This window comes from Arthrobacter sp. Ha26, assembly GCF_059091705.1.
In genome coordinates this window covers 1,047,885-1,066,772 of sequence record NZ_JBNHGX010000001.1, presented here as the reverse complement: position 1 = coordinate 1,066,772, position 18,888 = coordinate 1,047,885, and the positions used below count along the sequence as shown (strand labels likewise).

16 protein-coding genes are annotated in these 18,888 nt (G+C 65.9%); 8 read left to right on the top strand and 8 right to left on the bottom strand.

The window, feature by feature from the left end; genetic code table 11:
• Window positions 1–54 precede the first annotated feature (54 nt).
• The 7 genes from AC5RVY_RS05080 (at window position 55) to AC5RVY_RS05050 (ending at window position 7,725) form a co-directional block, all read left to right on the top strand.
• A complete protein-coding gene (locus tag AC5RVY_RS05080) occupies window positions 55–2,262 on the top strand; it encodes an MMPL family transporter (RefSeq protein WP_493953590.1) in 2,208 nt (735 codons plus the stop codon).
• Between the two features lie 52 nt (window positions 2,263–2,314).
• Window positions 2,315–2,611 (top strand): hypothetical protein, encoded by a 297-nt coding sequence (locus AC5RVY_RS05075; RefSeq protein WP_493953589.1) that lies wholly within the window; start codon window positions 2,315–2,317, stop codon window positions 2,609–2,611.
• A 251-nt stretch (window positions 2,612–2,862) separates the two neighbouring features.
• Entirely contained in the window at window positions 2,863–4,740 is a 1,878-nt protein-coding gene (gene dnaK, locus AC5RVY_RS05070) for a molecular chaperone DnaK (protein WP_307607751.1), read from the top strand.
• A gap of 2 nt (window positions 4,741–4,742) precedes the next feature.
• A complete protein-coding gene (locus AC5RVY_RS05065; protein WP_493953588.1) occupies window positions 4,743–5,459 on the top strand; it encodes a nucleotide exchange factor GrpE in 717 nt (238 codons plus the stop codon).
• 274 nt (window positions 5,460–5,733) lie between these two features.
• Window positions 5,734–6,705, top strand: coding sequence for a DnaJ C-terminal domain-containing protein (locus AC5RVY_RS05060; protein ID WP_493953587.1), 972 nt, complete (start codon window positions 5,734–5,736; stop codon window positions 6,703–6,705).
• Window positions 6,706–6,719: 14 nt separating this feature from the next.
• Complete coding sequence (locus tag AC5RVY_RS05055) at window positions 6,720–7,145, top strand: heat shock protein transcriptional repressor HspR (RefSeq protein WP_493953586.1); 426 nt, start codon at window positions 6,720–6,722, stop codon at window positions 7,143–7,145.
• Between the two features lie 193 nt (window positions 7,146–7,338).
• Entirely contained in the window at window positions 7,339–7,725 is a 387-nt protein-coding gene (locus AC5RVY_RS05050; protein ID WP_493953710.1) for a hypothetical protein, read from the top strand.
• A gap of 35 nt (window positions 7,726–7,760) precedes the next feature.
• Here AC5RVY_RS05050 and AC5RVY_RS05045 read toward each other — a convergent pair whose 3' ends face one another.
• From AC5RVY_RS05045 to AC5RVY_RS05015, 7 genes are all read right to left on the bottom strand, one after another.
• Window positions 7,761–9,170 carry an aldehyde dehydrogenase family protein gene (locus AC5RVY_RS05045; RefSeq protein ID WP_493953585.1) on the bottom strand — a complete coding sequence of 470 codons (1,410 nt, stop codon included), beginning with the start codon at window positions 9,168–9,170 and terminating at the stop codon, window positions 7,761–7,763.
• 247 nt (window positions 9,171–9,417) lie between these two features.
• Window positions 9,418–10,251, bottom strand: coding sequence for an HpcH/HpaI aldolase family protein (locus tag AC5RVY_RS05040; RefSeq protein WP_493953584.1), 834 nt, complete (start codon window positions 10,249–10,251; stop codon window positions 9,418–9,420).
• Window positions 10,236–11,021 carry a 2-oxo-hept-4-ene-1,7-dioate hydratase gene (gene hpaH / locus AC5RVY_RS05035; RefSeq protein ID WP_493953583.1) on the bottom strand — a complete coding sequence of 262 codons (786 nt, stop codon included), beginning with the start codon at window positions 11,019–11,021 and terminating at the stop codon, window positions 10,236–10,238. The genes AC5RVY_RS05040 and hpaH overlap by 16 nt, the downstream gene beginning before the upstream one ends.
• 2 nt (window positions 11,022–11,023) lie before the next feature.
• Complete coding sequence (gene hpaD, locus AC5RVY_RS05030) at window positions 11,024–12,109, bottom strand: 3,4-dihydroxyphenylacetate 2,3-dioxygenase (protein ID WP_493953582.1); 1,086 nt, start codon at window positions 12,107–12,109, stop codon at window positions 11,024–11,026.
• 69 nt (window positions 12,110–12,178) lie between these two features.
• Window positions 12,179–13,717, bottom strand: a complete 1,539-nt coding sequence (hpaE, locus tag AC5RVY_RS05025) for a 5-carboxymethyl-2-hydroxymuconate semialdehyde dehydrogenase (RefSeq protein ID WP_493953581.1) — start codon at window positions 13,715–13,717, stop codon at window positions 12,179–12,181.
• A gap of 14 nt (window positions 13,718–13,731) precedes the next feature.
• On the bottom strand, window positions 13,732–14,394 hold the full coding sequence (locus AC5RVY_RS05020) for a GntR family transcriptional regulator (protein WP_493953580.1): 663 nt from the start codon (window positions 14,392–14,394) through the stop codon (window positions 13,732–13,734).
• A complete protein-coding gene (locus AC5RVY_RS05015) occupies window positions 14,387–15,895 on the bottom strand; it encodes a fumarylacetoacetate hydrolase family protein (protein ID WP_493953579.1) in 1,509 nt (502 codons plus the stop codon). The genes AC5RVY_RS05020 and AC5RVY_RS05015 overlap by 8 nt, the downstream gene beginning before the upstream one ends.
• Before the next feature lie 219 nt (window positions 15,896–16,114).
• Between AC5RVY_RS05015 and AC5RVY_RS05010 the strand changes: the two genes are divergently transcribed.
• Window positions 16,115–18,025 carry an FAD-binding monooxygenase gene (locus tag AC5RVY_RS05010; RefSeq protein WP_493953578.1) on the top strand — a complete coding sequence of 637 codons (1,911 nt, stop codon included), beginning with the start codon at window positions 16,115–16,117 and terminating at the stop codon, window positions 18,023–18,025.
• Here the strand turns inward: AC5RVY_RS05010 and AC5RVY_RS05005 are convergent.
• The gene (locus AC5RVY_RS05005) at window positions 18,007–18,864 is read right to left on the bottom strand and encodes a prephenate dehydratase (protein WP_493953577.1); all 858 of its coding nucleotides are present in this window, start codon (window positions 18,862–18,864) and stop codon (window positions 18,007–18,009) included. The genes AC5RVY_RS05010 and AC5RVY_RS05005 overlap by 19 nt on opposite strands.
• Window positions 18,865–18,888: the final 24 nt, after the last annotated feature.

Sequence of the window (18,888 nt, the reverse complement as noted above, 5' to 3'; positions counted from 1 at the left end):
GGAGATACTCTAGGATGGAATCAATCCTACTCCCGTCGCTGTCCGGAAGGCATCATGAAAACCCATTCCTCCGCCAAGGAACGCGTCCCGTTCTGGCTGCGCTGGCTTATCCCCGTCATCCTGGTGCTGACCTGGCTGGCGCTCGCGGGCGTCGGTGGACCCACCTTCGGGCGCGTGGACGAAGTCTCGTCAAACGACCAGGCATCTTTCCTGCCCGCCAGCGCCGAAGCCACGGCCGCCCGGGACTGGCAGGCCAAGTTCCGGGATTCAGACGAGGTTCCCGGCGTCATCGTCCTGGAAGCCGACGAAGCCCTGAGCCCTGGGCAGCTTGGCGGCTTGGCAAGCCTCCGTTCCGAGCTGGAAGGGCTGCAGGCGGGGAGCGCGGTGATTGGACCCATCCCCGCAGAGGATGGCAAAGCCGTGCAGTTCATTGTCCCGATCGACTCTTCAAAGGAGGTGAAGGAGGTTGTCCAGGAACTCCGGGATACGGTTGCCGCAGCAGCCCCGGAGGGCGTTCGAACGTACGTGACCGGTCCGGCGGGACTCGCAGCTGACCTCACGGCGGCGTTCGCCGGCATCGACGGCATCCTCCTGCTGGTGGCGCTGGGCGCTGTGTTCGTGATCCTGCTGGTTGTTTACCGCTCGCTCCTGCTGCCCATAGTGGTGCTGCTGACCTCCGTCTTCGCCCTCTGCGCCGCCATCCTGCTGGTCTTCGGGATGGCCAAGGCCGGGTGGATCCAGCTCAACGGGCAGAGCCAGGGCATCCTGTCCATCCTGGTGATCGGTGCTGCTACGGACTACGCCCTGCTGTTCGTGGCCAGGTTCCGGGAGGCCCTGACCCACACCACCAACCGCACCGCCGGCGTGCTGACAGCCTGGAAGGCCTCGTTCGAGCCCATCCTGGCCTCCGGCGCCACCGTGATCATCGCGCTCCTGTGCCTGCTCTTCTCGGACCTGAACTCCAACAAGGCGTTGGGCCCCGTGGCGGCGGCCGGCATCCTGTGCTCGCTGTTTGCCGCCCTCACCCTGCTTCCCGCCCTGATGGCGCTCCTCGGCAGGGCCGCCTTCTGGCCGTTCCGGCCCACTCTCGTCCCGGCTGACCAGCGGGAACCCGAACTCGTGACCGGGCTGGAGGGCCAGAAGGGCTTGTGGCGTGCCACCGGCTCCCTGGTGTCCAGGCGCCCGCGGACGGTCTGGGTGGCTTCGGTCCTGCTGCTCGTGGTTGCCGCAGGGGGACTGCTCCAGCTCAAAGCCAACGGCGTCCCGCAGACTGACGTTATCCTCACCGCTTCCAACGCCGTGGACGGCCAGGACGCGCTGGCGCGCCATTTCGACGCCGGCAGCGGCAGCCCCGCCGTCGTGGTTGCCGACCAGGGGAAGGCGCAGGCGGTACTTGACGCGGTAAAGGCGGCCGACGGCGTGGGCGACGCCTATCTGCTGGCTCAAGGTTCGGTGCCCATCACCGGAACCCCCGGTGCTCCCAGCGCCCCGGACGTCCGGGAAGGGAAGGTGCTGGTCAACGCCACGCTGAACAGTGCCGCGGACTCCCTGGAGGCCGAGGAGGCAGTCAAGGCGCTCCGTTCCGATGTCAAGGCGGTGGATCCCGGAGCGCTCGTAGGCGGCGTGACTGCGACAGCGCTGGACACCAACACCACGGCCCAGCGCGACCTGGTGATCATCATCCCGGTGGTCCTGGTGGTGATCCTCTTTATCCTGATGCTGTTGCTGCGCTCGATCGTGGCCCCGGTCCTGCTGGTGCTCTCGGTGGTGCTCTCCTACGGGGCGGCCATGGGCGTTTCAGCCTTTGTCTTCAACAACATCCTTGGTTTTCCTGGCGCGGATGCCACGGTTCCGCTGTTCGGCTTTGTGTTCCTGGTGGCGCTCGGCGTGGACTACAACATCTTCCTGATGAGCCGGGTCCGCGAGGAATCCCTGAAGCACGGTACCCGCCCCGGGATCCTTCGGGGGCTCGGCGTGACCGGCGGCGTCATTACGTCGGCCGGAGTTGTCCTGGCGGCCACGTTCGCCGCACTCGGCGTCATCCCGATCATGTTCCTGGTGCAGCTCGCCTTCATCGTGGCCCTCGGGGTGCTGCTGGACACCGTCCTGGTGCGCTCGCTGCTGGTTCCCGCACTCGCCTACGACATTGGCCCGCGCATCTGGTGGCCCGGCAAGCTGGGGCGCCCCGAACTGGATGCGGCCGTGAAGCGTGAGGCGGGCGGGAACCGGGAGCCGGCCTCTGTTGGGGGAAGTTCGCGCTGACTAGACTGCAAGTGCGCCCGCATGGACGCGGAACTCAAAGGAGAGATGCACCATGACTGAAAACCCGGAAATTCCCGGCGAGGAGGCACGTAAGGGAAGCACTGCCCCCGGCCTTGAGGGCGAGGGCGGGCAGTATGTTTCCGGCGACTACGGCGACGCGGGCACTGCCGGTGCACCCGCGGAAGACCTTGAAGGTGGCGAATACGAGGACGGCGACTACGGCGACGCCGGTGCCTCCGGTATGGCGCGCGAAGCGGACGGCGTCCGCGAGCGGCTCACGGACGGGCAGGTGAACACCACCGCCGAGGAGCGGGGACCCCTGCACGGCGATACGGACACGGAGAGGTAGCAGCAGCAGGCGATCCTCAAGTAAAGCAGCCGGGTGACGGCGGTTCTCCAACAGCGAACGGAGGGCCGCCGTCGGCCTTCAACCCTGGAATTGCACGTAAAGAGCAGGTCCTTCACTTGCTTAAAATCCAAACTTGAGCGTGGTCCGCTCAACTTTGGATTGACATCGTCGGCGCCCTGAGTAGAGTTGAGTGCAGAACGCTCAATCATTTGGGGCGCCAGCAAGTTTCCAAGGAAAGAAGGAAGCAACACATGTCACGTGCAGTAGGTATCGACCTCGGAACCACCAACTCCGTCGTCTCCGTTCTCGAAGGTGGCGAGCCCACCGTTATTGCCAACGCCGAGGGTGGCCGCACCACGCCGTCCGTCGTTGCATTTTCCAAGTCCGGCGAGGTGCTGGTCGGCGAGATCGCCAAGCGCCAGGCCGTCAACAACATCGAGCGAACCATCGCTTCGGTCAAGCGCCACATGGGCACTGACTGGAAAGTGGACATCGATGGCAAGAAGTACACCCCGCAGGAAATCTCCGCGCGTATCCTCATGAAGCTGAAGAACGACGCCGAGTCCTACCTGGGCGAAAAGGTCACCGACGCTGTGATCACCGTCCCCGCCTACTTCAACGACGCCGAGCGCCAGGCCACCAAGGAAGCCGGCGAAATCGCAGGCCTGAACGTCCTGCGCATCGTCAACGAGCCCACCGCCGCGGCACTCGCCTACGGCCTGGACAAGGGCAAGGAAGACGAACTCATCCTGGTCTTCGACCTCGGTGGCGGTACCTTCGACGTCTCCCTGCTGGAAGTCGGCAAGGACGAAGACAACTTCTCCACCATCCAGGTCCGCGCCACCGCCGGTGACAACCGCCTGGGCGGCGACGACTGGGACCAGCGCGTCGTTGACTACCTGCTGAACCAGCTCAAGGTCAAGGGCATCGACCTGTCCAAGGACAAGATCGCCCTGCAGCGCCTCCGCGAAGCAGCTGAGCAGGCGAAGAAGGAACTTTCCTCCTCCACCAGCACCAACGTCTCCCTCCAGTACCTGTCCGTCACCCCCGACGGCCCGGTCCACCTGGATGAGCAGCTGACCCGCGCCAAGTTCCAGGACCTCACCAAGGACCTGCTCGAGCGCACCAAGAAGCCGTTCCACGATGTGATCAAGGAAGCGGGCATCAAGCTCTCCGACATCAACCACATCGTCCTCGTGGGTGGCTCCACCCGTATGCCGGCCGTCTACGACCTGGTCAAGGAACTCGCCGGCGGCAAGGAGCCGAACAAGGGCGTGAACCCGGATGAGGTTGTGGCCGTTGGCGCAGCCCTCCAGGCCGGTGTCCTCAAGGGTGAGCGCAAGGACGTCCTGCTGATCGACGTCACCCCGCTGTCCCTCGGCATCGAAACCAAGGGTGGCGTGATGACGCACCTGATCGAACGCAACACCGCCATCCCCACCAAGCGGTCCGAGACCTTCACCACCGCTGACGACAACCAGCCGTCCGTGGCAATCCAGGTCTTCCAGGGCGAGCGTGAGTTCACCCGCGACAACAAGCCGCTGGGTACGTTCGAATTGACGGGCATCGCCCCCGCGCCGCGCGGCATCCCGCAGATCGAGGTCACCTTCGACATCGACGCCAACGGCATCGTCCACGTCTCCGCAAAGGACAAGGGCACCGGCAAGGAACAGTCCATGACCATCACCGGCGGCACCGCGCTGTCCAAGGAGGACATCGACCGCATGGTCCGTGACGCCGAGGAGCACGCAGCCGAGGACAAGGCCCGCCGCGAGGCAACCGATACCCGCAACTCCGCCGAGCAGCTCGCCTACTCCGTGGACAAGCTCATCGCCGACAACGCGGACAAGCTGCCTGAAGAGGTCAAGACCGAGGTTCAGACCGACGTCGACGATCTCAAGAAGGCGCTCGAAGGCACCGACGACGCCGCGGTGAAGTCCGCCTTCGAGAAGCTGCAGGCCTCGCAGACCAAGCTGGGCGAGGCCATCTACGCCCAGGCCGGTTCGCCGGACGGCGCAGGCGCCTCCGCAGGTGCTGAAGGAGCCGCTGGTGCCGCAGGCGGGGACAAAGCTGCCGACGAGGACATCGTTGACGCCGAAATCATCGACGAAGACGAAGCGAAGAAGTAACCATGCCGCATCACGGTAACGAGGAAGAGCACAACACGTCACCCCGTGAAGAGCACCTCCAGGAGGCCAAGCAGGGCAACGGCGAACCGGTCATCCGGGACAACCGCAAGGTTGACCCGGTGACCGGCAAGGCCCGGCACCCCGAGGACGGTCACGCTGACGGCGGAAACACTGCCCCCGGCGCCGGTCCTGCGGGTTCCGGTGACGATGGCGACGCGCTGGCCCAGGCTGAGGAAATCCTCAACGGCATCGAGGTGCCGGCGGAGGAATCCGTAGCCCAGGGCGTCCCGGCAAGTGCCGGCAGCACCGAGGCGGCCGAGCTGAAGAACGACCTCCTCCGCCTGCAGGCCGAGTACGTCAACTACCGCAAGCGCGTTGAACGCGACCGGGCCGTGGCAGGGGAGATGGCCGTCATCGGCGTCCTGAACTCACTGCTGCCGGTATTGGACGATATCGACGCCGCCCGCCAGCACGGTGACCTCACGGACGGACCCTTCGCCGCGATCGCCATGAAGCTGGAGAACGCGCTGAAGACGTACGGGCTGGTACGCATCGATGAGACCGGAGTGGAGTTCGATCCCACCATCCACGAGGCCCTCATCCAGCAGCCGGGCGAGGACCTCGAAGTGGACACGGTCAGCCAGGTACTCCGGTCCGGCTACAAGTCCGGCGAACGAGTCCTCCGCGCAGCCCAGGTCATCGTCGCGGTCCCTGCGTAGTCGGGGTACTTCCGGCGCTACGCCGGATAGGGGGCGGTGCCCGCTCCGCGGTGCCCTCCACACCGCCGCCCCCTATCCGGCCTCCGCGCCGGCGGTCATCTCGCCTAAGGTGAGGTAACCACAAAGCTCGCAGCGGTACAGGGGCCCCGGGAGTGGCATCGGGCCTGCCGGAGCGTGGCGGCTGAGGTCCGCAAGGACCAGCCGCCACGCGAAGGGGCGGGGGCCCCTGTACCGCGGAGAGCTGCTAGTTAGAAGACTTCGAAAGGAAACGCCATTGGCTAGCCAGGATTGGGTGGACAAGGACTTTTACAAGATCCTTGGTGTTGCCAAGGACGCTTCCGACGCCGACATCAAGAAGGCCTACCGGAAGCTTGCGCGGCAGCACCACCCTGATACGAACTCGGGGAACACTGCTTCCGAGAAGAAGTTCAAGGACATCTCCGAGGCTTATTCTGTCCTTTCCGATCCGGACGAGCGCCAGCAGTACGACGCCATCCGGGCGATGGGAGGCGGTGCCCGCTTCGCTCCAGGCGGCGGCGGTGCCACCAACGGCGGGTTCGAGGACCTGTTCGGCGGCCTCTTTACGGGCAACACCGGCAGGCATGCGGGCGGCTTCAACCCGTCCTCCGGCGGCATCCCGCCCGAGTTCGCCGACCTGTTTGGTGGCGGCTTCGGCCAGACCGGATTCCAGCGTGCCCCGCAGAAGGGCGCGGACCGCACCGCCTCCACCAGCATTTCGTTTGCCGGTTCCATCCGCGGCACCCAGATCGGCCTGCGCGAGCCGAGCGGTGAGGTCATCGACGTCCGTGTCCCGGCCGGCATCAAGGACGGCCAGAAGGTTCGGGTCCGCGGAAAGGGCCAGCCCGGTCCTGCGGGCAACGGTGACCTGGTGGTGACCGTTGCGGTCCAGCCGCACCCCTTCTACACGCGCGACGGCGACAACCTGCGCATCCACGTCCCGGTCACCTTCCCGGAGGCGGCTTTGGGCGCAGACGTCGAGGTGCCCACCATCGAGGGCGAAAAGGTGCGGGTCCGCGTTCCGGCCGGGACGCCGTCGGGCCGTACGCTGCGGGTGAAGGGCAAAGGCGTGAAGACGTCGAAGGGGACCGGCGACCTGCTGGTGACCATCGACGTCGCCGTTCCCAAGAACCTGAACAAGGAAGCCGAAGCCGCGGTCAAGGCGTTTGCCGAGGCCACGTCCGGAGCCGACGTCCGTGAGGGCTTGGCCGCCAAGGCCCGGCTTTAGCAGCGGGGTGAGCCGTGGACATCAACTCAGACCAGCCCATCTTCGTGATCTCGGTGGCGGCTGAACTGGCGGACATGCACCCCCAGACGCTGCGGCAGTACGACCGGCTGGGCATCGTTTCGCCCAGCCGTGCGCCCGGGAAGTCCCGCCGGTACTCGCAGCGGGACGTCAATATGCTGCGCGAGGTTCAGCGGCTGTCCCAGGAGGGCGTCTCGCTCGAAGGCATCAAACGGATCCTGGAACTTGAGAACCAGGTGGCCGCCCTGCAGCGACGGGTTTCCGAGCTCGCCGAAGAACTCAGCCGGCGCCAGCAGTCCTTCGACTCACGGATCTTCGCGGCGGGCGCGGCGGGTGATGTGGTGACCCTTGCCCGTGGCCAGCGTCCGCGCCCGAGGTCCCAGGCCGTGGTGGTTTGGCGGCCGCGTGCCATCGGCCAGTAGGTAAGCCACCTAGGGGAGCCGGCCGAAAATAGAGTACCTACTACTCGTGACGCTTCCACCTCCGGAAACTTGAATGGAACCACTGCCGCTGGACCAGCGGCAGTGGTTCCAAGTTTCTGGGGGTTTTTATGTTTGGTACCCATGGGCAGGTTCCCTGCCGTGACGGCGCCGGGGATGTCCGATGAGCCCGGGCATGGAAGCTGTGGCAGCGTTCAGCGGTTCACTTCCGGGCCAGATCCTGCTGGCCCTCGGCCAGACCGTGGTGGTGGTGTGCGTGTGCTTCGATATGGTGCGTGCCCTGTCCGTCCCGCGGTCCCACCGGCGCTACGTGGCCAGCACCGTTTTCCGGACGTTGGCCGTTCCGTCCATCATTGCCAACGGCGTGACCGTGCTGATCGCCTTGGTGCTGGCGTCCTGGATCGATGTCGTGATGGGGATGTTCGTGCTGATGGCCATCATCTTCCGCCTGCACCACGACAAGGATGAGGACAACTGGTGGAAAGGCAAGGGCAAGAAGCTGGCACGCTGGGCGCGCCGTCAGCTCTCCGGCCGGACCGCCGCCGCTCCGGCGATGGGGTAGCGCTTTGAGCAGGGCGGGGGCGGCCGGGCGGAGGCTTAGCCGTTGATGACCTGCGGCACTCCCAGGGCCTTGAGGCCTTCGACGCCGAACTCCAGGCCATAGCCGGACTGCTTGGCACCGCCGAACGGGATCCGCGGGTCCACCACGCCGTGCTTGTTGATCCAGACGGTGCCGGCCTGGATGCGGGAGGCTACCTCCCGGGCCGCGGGAAGGTCGGAGGACCAGACTGAGGCGCCCAGCCCGACGTCGAGCGCGTTCGCCATCCCCACGGCCTCGTCCACGGTGCTGTAGCGGATGATGGGCAGGGCGGGGCCGAACTGTTCCTCGGCCACCAGCGGATTGCCGTTGTCGATGTCCGCCACCAGCGTGGTGGGGTAGAAGTAGCCGGGCTGGGTGGTGTCCGGGTTGCCGCCGAGCAGGATGCGGGCGCCGGAAGCCCTCGCCGCCTCCACGAGGTTCGCCACGACGTCGAACTGTGACTTGTTCTGCAGCGGGCCCAGGACGCTGTCCTCGTCCAGGCCGTTGCCCATGGGCATCGCCGCGGCGACGTTGGTGAGTTCTTCGCAGACCGCGTCATAGATGTCCGTATGAACGTAGAGGCGTTTGAGGGCGGCGCAGGTCTGGCCGGTGTTGATGAAGGCGCCCCAGAAGAGGTCCTGGGCGATGGCTTTGGGGTCGGCGTCGGGCAGGACGATGCCGGCGTCGTTGCCGCCCAGTTCCAGGGTGAGCCGCTTGACCGTGTCCGCGGAGGACTTGATGATCGCCTTTCCCGCGGCGGTGGAGCCGGTGAACATGATCTTACCGATGGCGGGGTGGTTGGTGAGGCGGGCCCCCACCTCGCGGCCGCAGGAAACTGCTGACAGGACGCCTTCCGGCAGTTCCTCGTTGATGACTTTGATCAGGGCCAGGACGCTGAGCGGGGTGTTGCCGGACGGCTTGACCACCACGGCGTTGCCCATGCGCAGGGCGGGGGCGATCTGCCAGACGGTGATCATCATGGGCCAGTTCCAGGGGCCGATGGCACCGACCACGCCGATGGGCTTGTAGTGCAGCTCCGCGTAGGTTTCGCCGTCGTCCACGAGCGTTTCGGGCTCCAGTGCGATGGTGGCTGCGGCGCGGAGCCAGGCAGCGCAGGCGCCGACTTCGAAGCGGGCGTTGGGGCCGTTCAGCGGCTTGCCCTGCTCGCGGGAGAGCAGGCGGGCGAGTTCTTCCGCGGACCGTTCGACGGCGTCGGCTGCTTTGAGCAGGGCAGCGGACCTGCCGTCGTGGCCCAAGGCAGCCCAGGCCGGCTGCGTTGCCTGCGCCCCGGCAACGGCCTGTTCCAGGTATTCGAGGGTGTGGATGGGCGCCTCGCCAACGGTTTCGCCGGTGGCCGGGTCCAGGATGGCCCGGCCGGTGCCGGCCACGGGGCTGATGGACGCCAGAAGCGCGTCATAAGTTTCCAAGGTGTACTCCACTTCGAGTAGTCAGGCGATTGCTAGATGGCAAAACGTGTTACTCCTCAGTGTGCGCGAGGACCCCGGCCCGGCTCTGGTTATTCAGCGCAGGACCCTTGTTGTGGAGGGAACAGCCTCGTCAGAACTGGCCCACTTTTGCGGCACAAACGGCGGCGGGACCCCGGAGTTGCCGAGGTCCCGCCGCCAATCATGGGCCAGAAGCGCGCCGTGGCCGGCGCCGCAGTTGCTGACCAGGTCAGTAGCTGGTGGGGGTTTCGACGGGCTTAACCACCGGGTCCTGCGGGATGTACTTCGCCGCGAGGGCTTCGGAGCCGCGGGCGAGGATGGCGACGTCGGCGCCCACCAGGATGAAGTTGGCGCCCTTGGCGAGGTAGTGCTGGGCGGTGTCCGGGTTGAAGGCGTTCACGCCGGCGGGCTTCCCCGCAGCGCGGGCGGCGGACAGGCACTGTTCGACGGCGGCGCGCACCTCGGGGTGTTCCTGCTGTCCCAGCAGGCCCATGGACGCGGCGAGGTCGGAGGGGCCGATGAAGACGGCGTCCACGCCGTCCACCTTGAGGATGTCCTCGACCGCCTCGACGGCTGCCGTCGATTCGATCTGTACCGTCACGCTGATGGTGTCGCCGGCCCGGGCAAGGTAGTCGGGGACCCGGCTCCACCGGGCGGCCCGGGCCAGCGCCGAGCCCACACCGCGGACGCCCTGGGGCGGGTAACGGGTGGCGGCCACTGCTGCCTCCGCTTCAGCAACGGAATTGACCATGGGGATGAGCAGGTTCTGGACGCCCAGGTCCAGGTACTGCTTGATGATCACGGTGTCGTTGACGGGCGGCCGGACGAGGGTGTGGACCGGGTAACCGTAGGTGGCCTGGAGCTGGGCGAGGATGGATTCAAGCCCGTTGGGGCTGTGCTCGGCATCCACCAACAGCCAGTCCATGCCCGACCCGGCGCAGAGTTCGGCGATCAGCGGGCTGCCGGAGCAGACCCACATCCCGGCCAGCGGCCGGCCTGCCTTGCCCTTTTGCTTTTGCGCAGCGAGCGCTGACCGGAAAGTGTCTTCTATTCGAAACGGCATGTGACACTCCCGAGGGGTCCGTAGTCGGCGTGGACGGTGTCGCCCTTGTAGCACCACATCGGGCGGGTGAACGAGCCGGCGAGGATGATGTCCCCGGCCTTGAGCGAATCGCCGTGGGCGGCGATCTTGTTGGCCAGCCAGTGCACGCCGTTGGCGGGGTGGTCAAGGACGCCGGCGGCTACCCCGGTTTCCTCGACGGTCTGGTTCTTGTAGAGAATCGCCGAAACCCAGCGCAGGTCGATCGCGTCGGGTTTGACCGGGTTGCCGCCGATCACCATGGCGCCCATCGCGGCGTTGTCCGAGATGGTGTCAACGATGGTCCGGCCCTCCATCTCGATCCTGGAATCCAGGATTTCGAGGGCCGGAACCACGTAGTCGGTGGCCTTCAGGACATCGAAGATGGTCACGCCCGGACCCTTGAGCCCGTCCTTCAAAACGAACGCGAGCTCCACTTCCACCCGCGGGTGGGTGTACTGGTCCCACTGCACCGAGCAGCCGGTTTCCAGCACCATGTCATCGAAGATGGCCCCGTAATCCGGTTCTGTGATGCCGGTGGCATCCTGCATTGCCTTGGACGTGAGGCCGATCTTGCGGCCCACCAGGGTCCGGCCCGCTTCCTCGTTCCGGCGCCGCCACAACTGCTGCACCGCGTAGGAGTCCTCCACGGTCATGTGGGGGTAGCGGGCTGTCAGGCGGGGAACGGGCGTCCGGGAACGGCCGGCTTCGAGCAGTTCGTCGGCGATGGCCTCGATCGTCTTGGCATCCAGCATGGCTACAGCTGCGCCCCCAGCTTAAAACCGGTCCGGTCCTCTTCCGGGGCCCCGTCCTTGCGGGTGTAGGAGAAGCCGTCGGCACCGACAGTGACCGCCATTTCGCTCTTTTCCTCGCGTTCGATGACCGGCTGGGGGTTGCCGTCCAGGTCCAGGACCAGGGAGGCCTCGGTGTACCAGGACGGGACCACGGGGTTGCCCCACCAGTCGCGGCGCTGGTTGTCGTGGACGTCCCAGGTGATGGTGGGGTTGTCCGGGTCGCCGGTGTAGTAGTCCTGGGTGTAGATCTCGATGCGGTGCCCGTCCGGGTCCAGGATGTAGAGGTAGAACGCATTGGACACGCCGTGCCGGCCGGGGCCGCGTTCGATGCGGTCGCTGATGCGCAGGGCGCCCATCTTGTCGCAAATCTGGATGATGTTGTGCTTCTCGTGGGTGGCGAACGCGACGTGGTGCATGCGGGGTCCGTTGCCGCCGGTGAGGGCGGTGTCGTGGACGGTCTGCTTGCGGTGCATCCAGGCCGCGTAGGTGACGCCGTCGGAGTCCTTGATGTCTTCTGAGACGCGGAAGCCGAGGTCTTCGAGGTAGGCGCGGCCGCGGGGGACGTCGGGGGTGACCTGGTTGAAGTGGTCGAGGCGGACCAGTTCCCCGGCGGAGTAGAGGTCGTAGCGCTGGGTGAGGCGCTCCACGTGCTCCACGTCGTAGAAGAACTCGTAGGGGAAGCCCAGCGGGTCCTCGACGCGGACGGAATCGCCGATGCCCCTTGTGAAACCTTCCTTGCGGCGCTCCACCCGGCAGCCGAGTTCCTTGTAGTAGGCCTCGGCGGCGTCCACTTCGGCGGGGGACTTCACCCGGTAGGCGAAGGCGGCAACGGCGGCGGTGGGTCCCTTGCGGAGCACAAGGTTGTGGTGGATGAACTCCTCCAGGGAACGCAGGTAGATCGCGTTCTCGTCTTCTTCGGTGACGTGCAGGCCCAGGACGTCAACGTAGAACTCACGGGACTTGGCGAGGTCGGTGACCACGATTTCCATGTAGGCGCAGCGGACGATGTCCGGAGCAGGGACAGAAGGTGTGGGAACGAAGTTGGTCATGATGGTCTCTCTTCTTTGAGCAGGTTTCGGGAAGGTACGACGGCGGCTGGTCGGCGTGGGTGCCGGCGACTAGCCTTCGTTGGCGGCCGAGTCTTCGACGCTGCCGAACTTGGGAGTGTGGACGGAACCGAGTGTGATGTGCACGGCCTGCTGGTCGGTGTAGAAGTCGATGGAGCGGTAGCCGCCCTCATGGCCCAGCCCGGAGGCCTTGACGCCGCCGAACGGGGTGCGCAGGTCGCGGACGTTATGGCTGTTCAGCCACACCATGCCGGCCTCCACGTTCTGCGAGAAGTTGTGGGCCCGGGTGAGGTTCTGGGTCCAGATGTATGCGGCCAGCCCGTATTTGGTGTTGTTGGCCAGGGCGAGGGCCTCCTCGTCGTTCTCGAACGGGGTGATGGCCACGACGGGGCCGAAGATCTCCTCCTGGAAGATCCGGGCGTCAGGCGCGACGTCGGCAAACACCGTGGGTGCGATGTAGTTGCCTTCCGGGAGGCCTTCGGGCCGTCCGCCGCCGGCCAGCAGCCGGCCCTCGGACTTTCCGATCTCCACGTAGGAGGCCACCTTCTCGTAGTGCTCCGGGTGGACCAGGGCGCCCACCTCGGTCTTGGGGTCGTGGGGATCGCCCACCACGATGTTCTTTGCCCGGGCGGCGTACTTGTCGCAGAACTCGTCGTAGATGGCGCGTTCCACCAGGATGCGGGAGCCGGCGGTGCAGCGCTCGCCGTTGAGGGAGAAGACCCCGAACAGTGCGGAATCGATGGCGGCGTCCACGTCGGCGTCGGCGAACACGACGCAGGGGGACTTGCCGCCGAGCTCCATGGACAGGCCCTTGAGGTTGGCGGCGGCGTTGCGGAAGATCGTCTGGCCCGTGGTGGTCTCACCGGTGAAGGAGATCAGCGGGACGTCCGGGTGCTTGACCAGGGCGTCCCCGGCTTCCTCGCCCAGGCCGTTGACCAGGTTGAAGACGCCGTCCGGCAGGCCCGCTTCCTTGAAGATGGTGGCCCACAACGAGGCCGAGAGAGGGGTGAACTCCGCGGGCTTGAGGACCACGGTGTTGCCGGTGGCCAGCGCCGGGGCCAGCTTCCAGGACTCCAGCATGAACGGGGTGTTCCACGGGGTGATAAGCCCGGCGACGCCGATGGGCTTGCGGTTCACGTAGTTGATCTGCGAACCCGGGACCTTCATGGCGTCGTCAAACTGGGCCACGATGAGGTCCGCGAAAAAACGGAAGTTCTCCGCGGCGCGCAGGGCCTGGCCCTTGGCCTGCGTGATGGGCAGGCCGGTGTCGAAAGTTTCCAGTTCGGCGAGCCGGGCTTCCTGGGCCTCGACGGCGTCGGCGATCCTGTTCAGGATGCGGGCACGCTCGCGCGGCTTCATTTTCGGCCACGGGCCGTTGGTGAACGCTTCGCGGGCAGCGGCGACGGCGAGGTCGATGTCCTCCTTCTGGCCGGCAGCGGCGGTGGCGTAGTTTTGGTTGGACACCGGATCAAGCACGTCGAAGGTCTTGCCGCCCACGGAGTCAACGAACTGGCCGTTGATGTAGTGCTGGATGTGGGTGGGGAGGTCCTGCGGCACGTAGTGCTGGGCGGTTTCTGCAGAGGTCGTCATCGTTGAAGTCCTTACTAGTGCTTGGCCTGGGCGAGGTAGGCGTCCAGGGTGGCGGAACGGTGCAGGCGGGCTGCTTTTTCGATCGAGTCGGCGTCTGCTCCGGTTTCGATGAGCTGGAGCAGTGCCTCGTGCTCGTCCACAGAATCGTGGGCGCGTCCGGGAACGAAGCGGAACGTGGAGGACCGCAAGGATGCCAGCCGGTTCCAGCCGCGGTGCACCAGGTCCAGGATGTGCGGGTTGGGGCAGTGCTCGAACAGGACGCTGTGGAAGTCCTGGTTGAGCTGCGTGAAGCGGACGGGGTCAAAGTGCTCCAGGCACTCTCGCATCTCCTCGTTCACGGCGCGGGCCCGGGCAATGGCCACCGAATCGATCAGGGGAGCGGACAAAGCCGTGGCGGCGCCTTCCACGATGCTCAATGTCTGCATGGTGTAGAGGTATTCGGTGGGATCGATCCCGGCCACGGTGGCGCCGACATTGCGTTCGAACGTCACCAGGCCTTCGGCCTCGAGCCGGCGGATGGCTTCGCGGACCGGAACCACGCTGAATCCCAGGTCCTTGGCGATAGTGCCCAGGACCAGGCGGTACCCGGGGGTGTAGGTCCCCTCGATGATCCGCGCCTTGACGGCCCGGTAAGCCTGTTCTGACTTACTGTCGGCAAGCAGCCCTGTTTCAGTCATCGGGCTGGCCTGCTTCTGGTTTCATGGTGCCTGCCTTCCATTCCTGGTACTTGGCCTGCCAGTCGGCGTTCATCGGGTAGAGGCCGTCCACGCTGTTGCCCTGCTTGACCATCTCGAAGATGAAGGTTTCTTCCTGTTCCTGGGTGATGCAGTCGTCCACGAGTTCTTCGGCGATGGCGGGCGGAATCACCAGGATGCCATCGGAGTCGGCCACGATAATGTCCCCCGGCTGGACAGTGGCGCCGCCGCAGGCGATGGTGATGTCCGTGTCCCACGGGATGTGGCGGCGGCCCAGCACTGCCGGGTGCGGGTTGGCGAAGTAGGTGGGCATTTCCAGCCCGGCCACGGCGGTGTAGTCGCGGACGCCGCCGTCGGTAATGATGGCCGCGGCGCCGCGGACCTGGGCGCGCAGGGCCAGGATGTCCCCTACGGTTCCGGTGCCCTTTTCGCCGCGGGCTTCCATAACCAGGATTTCGCCCTCGTTCACGGAATCGATGGCACGCTTCTGGGCGTTGAACCCGCCGCCATGGGTTTGGAACAGGTCTTCACGGTTGGGGACATACCGGAGGGTCCGGGCCAGGCCCACCACGCGGCGGTCCGGGCGGGTGGCCTGCAACCCGTCGATGCTGACGTTGTTAAGGCCACGCTTGCGCATCTGGGACGACAGGGTGGCCGTGGCAACGGACTCCAGCTTGGCCTTCAGTTCGGGGGAGAGGGCGGGAACGACGGCGGCCCCCGCCTCAGCCTCTTCGACGGCCGGGAGGCCGGCGGCTTCGCGCGAACCCCATGCCTCCTCACGCTGCACGTCATCAACCTGGGGCCCGGCACCAAAGTCGGCGAACGGCGTGGTGCCTTCCTCCACCATGGTGACCAGACGGCCAGTGGTGAGGTCACCGGCCGAGACCTCCACCTCCAGTACGTCGCCGGGCCTGGCCACGGAGGCGCCGGCCGGGGTACCGGTGAGGATGATGTCCCCCTCTTCGAGAGTGAGCAGCTGGGAGAGGTCCGCCACGAGCCGGGGGAACGGGAACAGCAGGTCCTCCGTGGTGTCATCCTGGACGAGTTCGCCGTTGTGCCAGGTGCGGATCCGAAGCCTGGAAGGGTCGAGGGCGTCTGCCGGGATCAGCGCCGGGCCCACGGGAGTGAACCCGTCCCCGCCCTTGGAGCGGAGGTTGGAGCCCTTGTCCGCGTAGCGAAGGTCGTACACGCCGAGGTCGTTGCTGGCGGTGACGGCGGCAACGTGGCTCCACGCGTCCTCGATGCCGACGCGGCGGGCGGCCTTGCCGATCACCAGTGCAATCTCGCCCTCGTAGCCCAGCAGCTCGCATCCCGCAGGGCGTTCCACGCCGCTACCCGTCAGGGACAGCGATGAGGACGGCTTAAGGAAGTAGGACGGCTGGGCCGGCGTGCGTCCCCGCTGGGCAGCGCGGCTGGGGTAGTTGATATGCACCGCAATCACCTTCCTTGCCGCTGCGAGGGTGTCCCCGTTGACCTGCTCCAAAGCGCCTCCTACTGAAGTACGAAATCGTATACGATCACTGTCGCCCCGGGTCTACACCTTTGTCAACCCCTTGGTGCCGCGCAATTTTCCGCCCTTGTCGTCTTCGTCACACGTGGCGTACAGTGGTGCTCCACAGCTGGTTTTTCTCATATGGAAACCCGAGTTCTATTATCGAACATCAATTTGGCCGACCAGCCACACAACGAAGTGAGGAATCCCGTGCAGTTTCATCACCACGGTTACGTATCCGGAGACCCGCGGGTAAAGCCGGCAGCCGGCGTCGGCCTCAACAGGCCTGATGAACTCCCTGAAGAAGTTGACGTCCTGATTGTCGGCACCGGACCTGCGGGCATGCTCGCCGCAGCGCAGCTCTCCATGTTCCCGAACGTCACCACGCGGATCATCGAGCGCCGTCCGGGGCGGCTCGCCATCGGTCAGGCCGACGGCATCCAGGCGCGCAGCGTCGAGACCTTCCAGGCCTTCGGGTTCGCGGAACGGATTATCGCCGAGGCCTACCGCATCACCGAGATGGCGTTCTGGAAGCCGGACCCCGCCAACCACTCCAACATCGTCCGGGCCGCCCGCGCCGTGGACGACGCGACGGGCGTCAGCGAATTCCCGCACCTCATTGTCAACCAGGCCCGCGTCCTGGACTACTTCGCCGAGTTTGCCGCCAACTCGCCCACCCGCCTGAAGCCCGACTTCGGCTACGAATTCCAGTCCCTCAGCATCGCGGACCAGGGCGCATACCCGGTGAGCGTGACGCTCCTGCACACCGCCGGGCCAAACGAAGGGCAGGAACGCGTAGTGCGGGCCAAATATGTGGTCGGAGCCGACGGCGCCCGGAGCAAAGTACGGGCAGCGATCGGCTGCACCCTCGCCGGGGACCAGGCCAACCACGCCTGGGGTGTGATGGACACCCTCGCCGTCACCGACTTCCCCGATATCCGCACCAAGTGTGCCATCCAGGGCGAAAAGGGCAGCATCCTGCTGATTCCACGGGAAGGCGGACATCTGTTCCGTATGTACGTGGACCTGGGCGAGGTGGACCCGGCCACCCACCACGCCGTGCGCAACACCAGCATCGAGCAGATCATCCACAAGGCCAACGAGATCCTCCATCCCTACACCCTGGACGTACGGAACGTGGCGTGGCACAGCGTCTACGAAGTGGGGCACCGGCTCACGGACAGGTTCGACGACGTCCTGCCGGAAGAGCGCGGTACGCGGACGCCGAGGGTGTTCATCACCGGCGACGCCTGCCACACCCACAGCGCCAAGGCCGGCCAGGGCATGAACGTTTCCATGCAGGACGGCTTCAACATCGCCTGGAAGCTGGGCCACGTGCTGGAAGGCCGCAGCCCGGAGAGCCTGCTCTCCACCTACTCGGCAGAACGCCAGGTGGTGGCAAAGAACCTCATCGACTTCGATAAGGAATGGTCCACCATGATGGCCAAGAAGCCCGAGGAATTCGAAAACCCCTCGGACCTCGAGGACTTCTACGTGCGCACCGCTGAGTTCCCGGCCGGGTTCATGACGGAATACGCGCCCTCCATGCTGGTGGCCCCGGCCAAGCACCAGGACCTGGCCACGGGCTTTCCGGTAGGAAAGCGCTTCAAGTCGGCGCCCGTGGTCCGTGTTGGCGACACCAACCCGATCCACCTTGGGCACCATGCCACGGCGGACGGCCGCTGGCGCATCTACGTCTTTGCGGATGCCGCACCGGCGGGTGCCCACTCAGGCGTGGCGGACTTTGCCGAGTGGATCGCAAACTCGCCGGACTCACCCTTGGCTGCGACGCCGTCGGACGCGGATCCGGACGCCTGGTTCGATGTAAAGGTGATTTACCAGCAGCCGCACACCGCCACGGACATCGGGAAGGTTCCCGCCGTCTTCAAGCCGCAGGTGGGCCCGTTCAAGCTGACGGACTACGAGAAGGTATATGCCACCGATCCCGGCGCAGACATCTTCGATCTCCGCGGCCTGGACCGTGGCGGCGTGGTGGTGGTGGTGCGCCCGGACCAGTACGTGGCTAATGTCCTGCCGCTCACCGCAACCGGTGAACTCGGAGAATTCTTCGCTGCCCTGCTGAAGCCGGGCAAGGCCACAGGTCAGCCGTTGACGGTCTGAGCCGTCCTGTACTCCGCGGCCGCGTAGACGCCGAGGATCCGCACCTCGGTGGTGAAGAAGTCCAGTTCCTCGAGGGCCAGCTTCAGCGGCAGGTCCTCGGGGTGTCCTTCGACGTCCGCCATAAACATGGTGGCGGCGAACTCATTGCCCACCATGTAGCTTTCCAGCCGGGTCATGTTCACACCGTTGGTCGCGAAGCCGCCCAGGGCCTTGTACAGCGCCGAGGGGACGTTGCGGACGCGGAACACAAAGCTGGTGACCGCCGGTCCGGGCAGTTCGTCCCGGGCCGGCGGCTCGGTTTCCCGTGCCAGGACCACAAAGCGGGTGGTGTTGGAAGGATCGTCCTCAACCCGGGATGCCAGCACCTCCAGGCCGTAGATCTGCGCGGCCAGCGGGGGAGCGAGGGAGAGCTTGCGCGGATCATTCCACTCGGCCACTTCGCGGGCCGACCCTGCGGTATCACCGGCAATGACCGGCTTGAGCCCGTGCTCGCGGATCAGCTTCCGGCACTGGCCCAGGGCATGGATATGGCTGTGGACCTCGGTGGCATCCTCGATGCTGCTGCCCGGGATGCCCAGCAGGTCGAAATGGATGGGCAGGAAGAACTCGCCCACAATCTGCAGGTTGGACTGCGGCAGCAGGATGTGGATGTCCGCCACCCGGCCGGCGATCGAGTTCTCGATGGGGATCATGGCCAGCTCAGCCTCGCCGCTGGCCACGAGCTCGAAAGCGTCCTCAAAGCTGGCACAGGGCACGCTTTCCATGCCCGGGAACATCTGCTGACACGCGATATTGGAGTTGGCGCCGGGCTCACCCTGGTACGCAATCTTCGAGGCCATGATCCGTATGGTTTCATGCGCGGA

Bases quoted from the DNA above. Each gene is read 5' to 3' on its own strand.
- AC5RVY_RS05080 (WP_493953590.1), top strand. From the start codon at position 55: ATGAAAACCCATTCCTCCGCCAAGGAACGCGTCCCGTTCTGGCTGCGC.
- AC5RVY_RS05020 (WP_493953580.1), bottom strand. From the start codon at position 14,394: ATGACTGAAACAGGGCTGCTTGCCGACAGTAAGTCAGAACAGGCTTAC.
- AC5RVY_RS05005 (WP_493953577.1), bottom strand. From the start codon at position 18,864: ATGGCCTCGAAGATTGCGTACCAGGGTGAGCCCGGCGCCAACTCCAAT.
- AC5RVY_RS05050 (WP_493953710.1), top strand. From the start codon at position 7,339: ATGGAAGCTGTGGCAGCGTTCAGCGGTTCACTTCCGGGCCAGATCCTG.
- hpaE (WP_493953581.1), bottom strand. From the start codon at position 13,717: ATGACGACCTCTGCAGAAACCGCCCAGCACTACGTGCCGCAGGACCTC.
- hpaD (WP_493953582.1), bottom strand. From the start codon at position 12,109: ATGACCAACTTCGTTCCCACACCTTCTGTCCCTGCTCCGGACATCGTC.
- AC5RVY_RS05075 (WP_493953589.1), top strand. From the start codon at position 2,315: ATGACTGAAAACCCGGAAATTCCCGGCGAGGAGGCACGTAAGGGAAGC.
- AC5RVY_RS05065 (WP_493953588.1), top strand. From the start codon at position 4,743: ATGCCGCATCACGGTAACGAGGAAGAGCACAACACGTCACCCCGTGAA.
- AC5RVY_RS05040 (WP_493953584.1), bottom strand. From the start codon at position 10,251: ATGCCGTTTCGAATAGAAGACACTTTCCGGTCAGCGCTCGCTGCGCAA.
- hpaH (WP_493953583.1), bottom strand. From the start codon at position 11,021: ATGCTGGATGCCAAGACGATCGAGGCCATCGCCGACGAACTGCTCGAA.
- dnaK (WP_307607751.1), top strand. From the start codon at position 2,863: ATGTCACGTGCAGTAGGTATCGACCTCGGAACCACCAACTCCGTCGTC.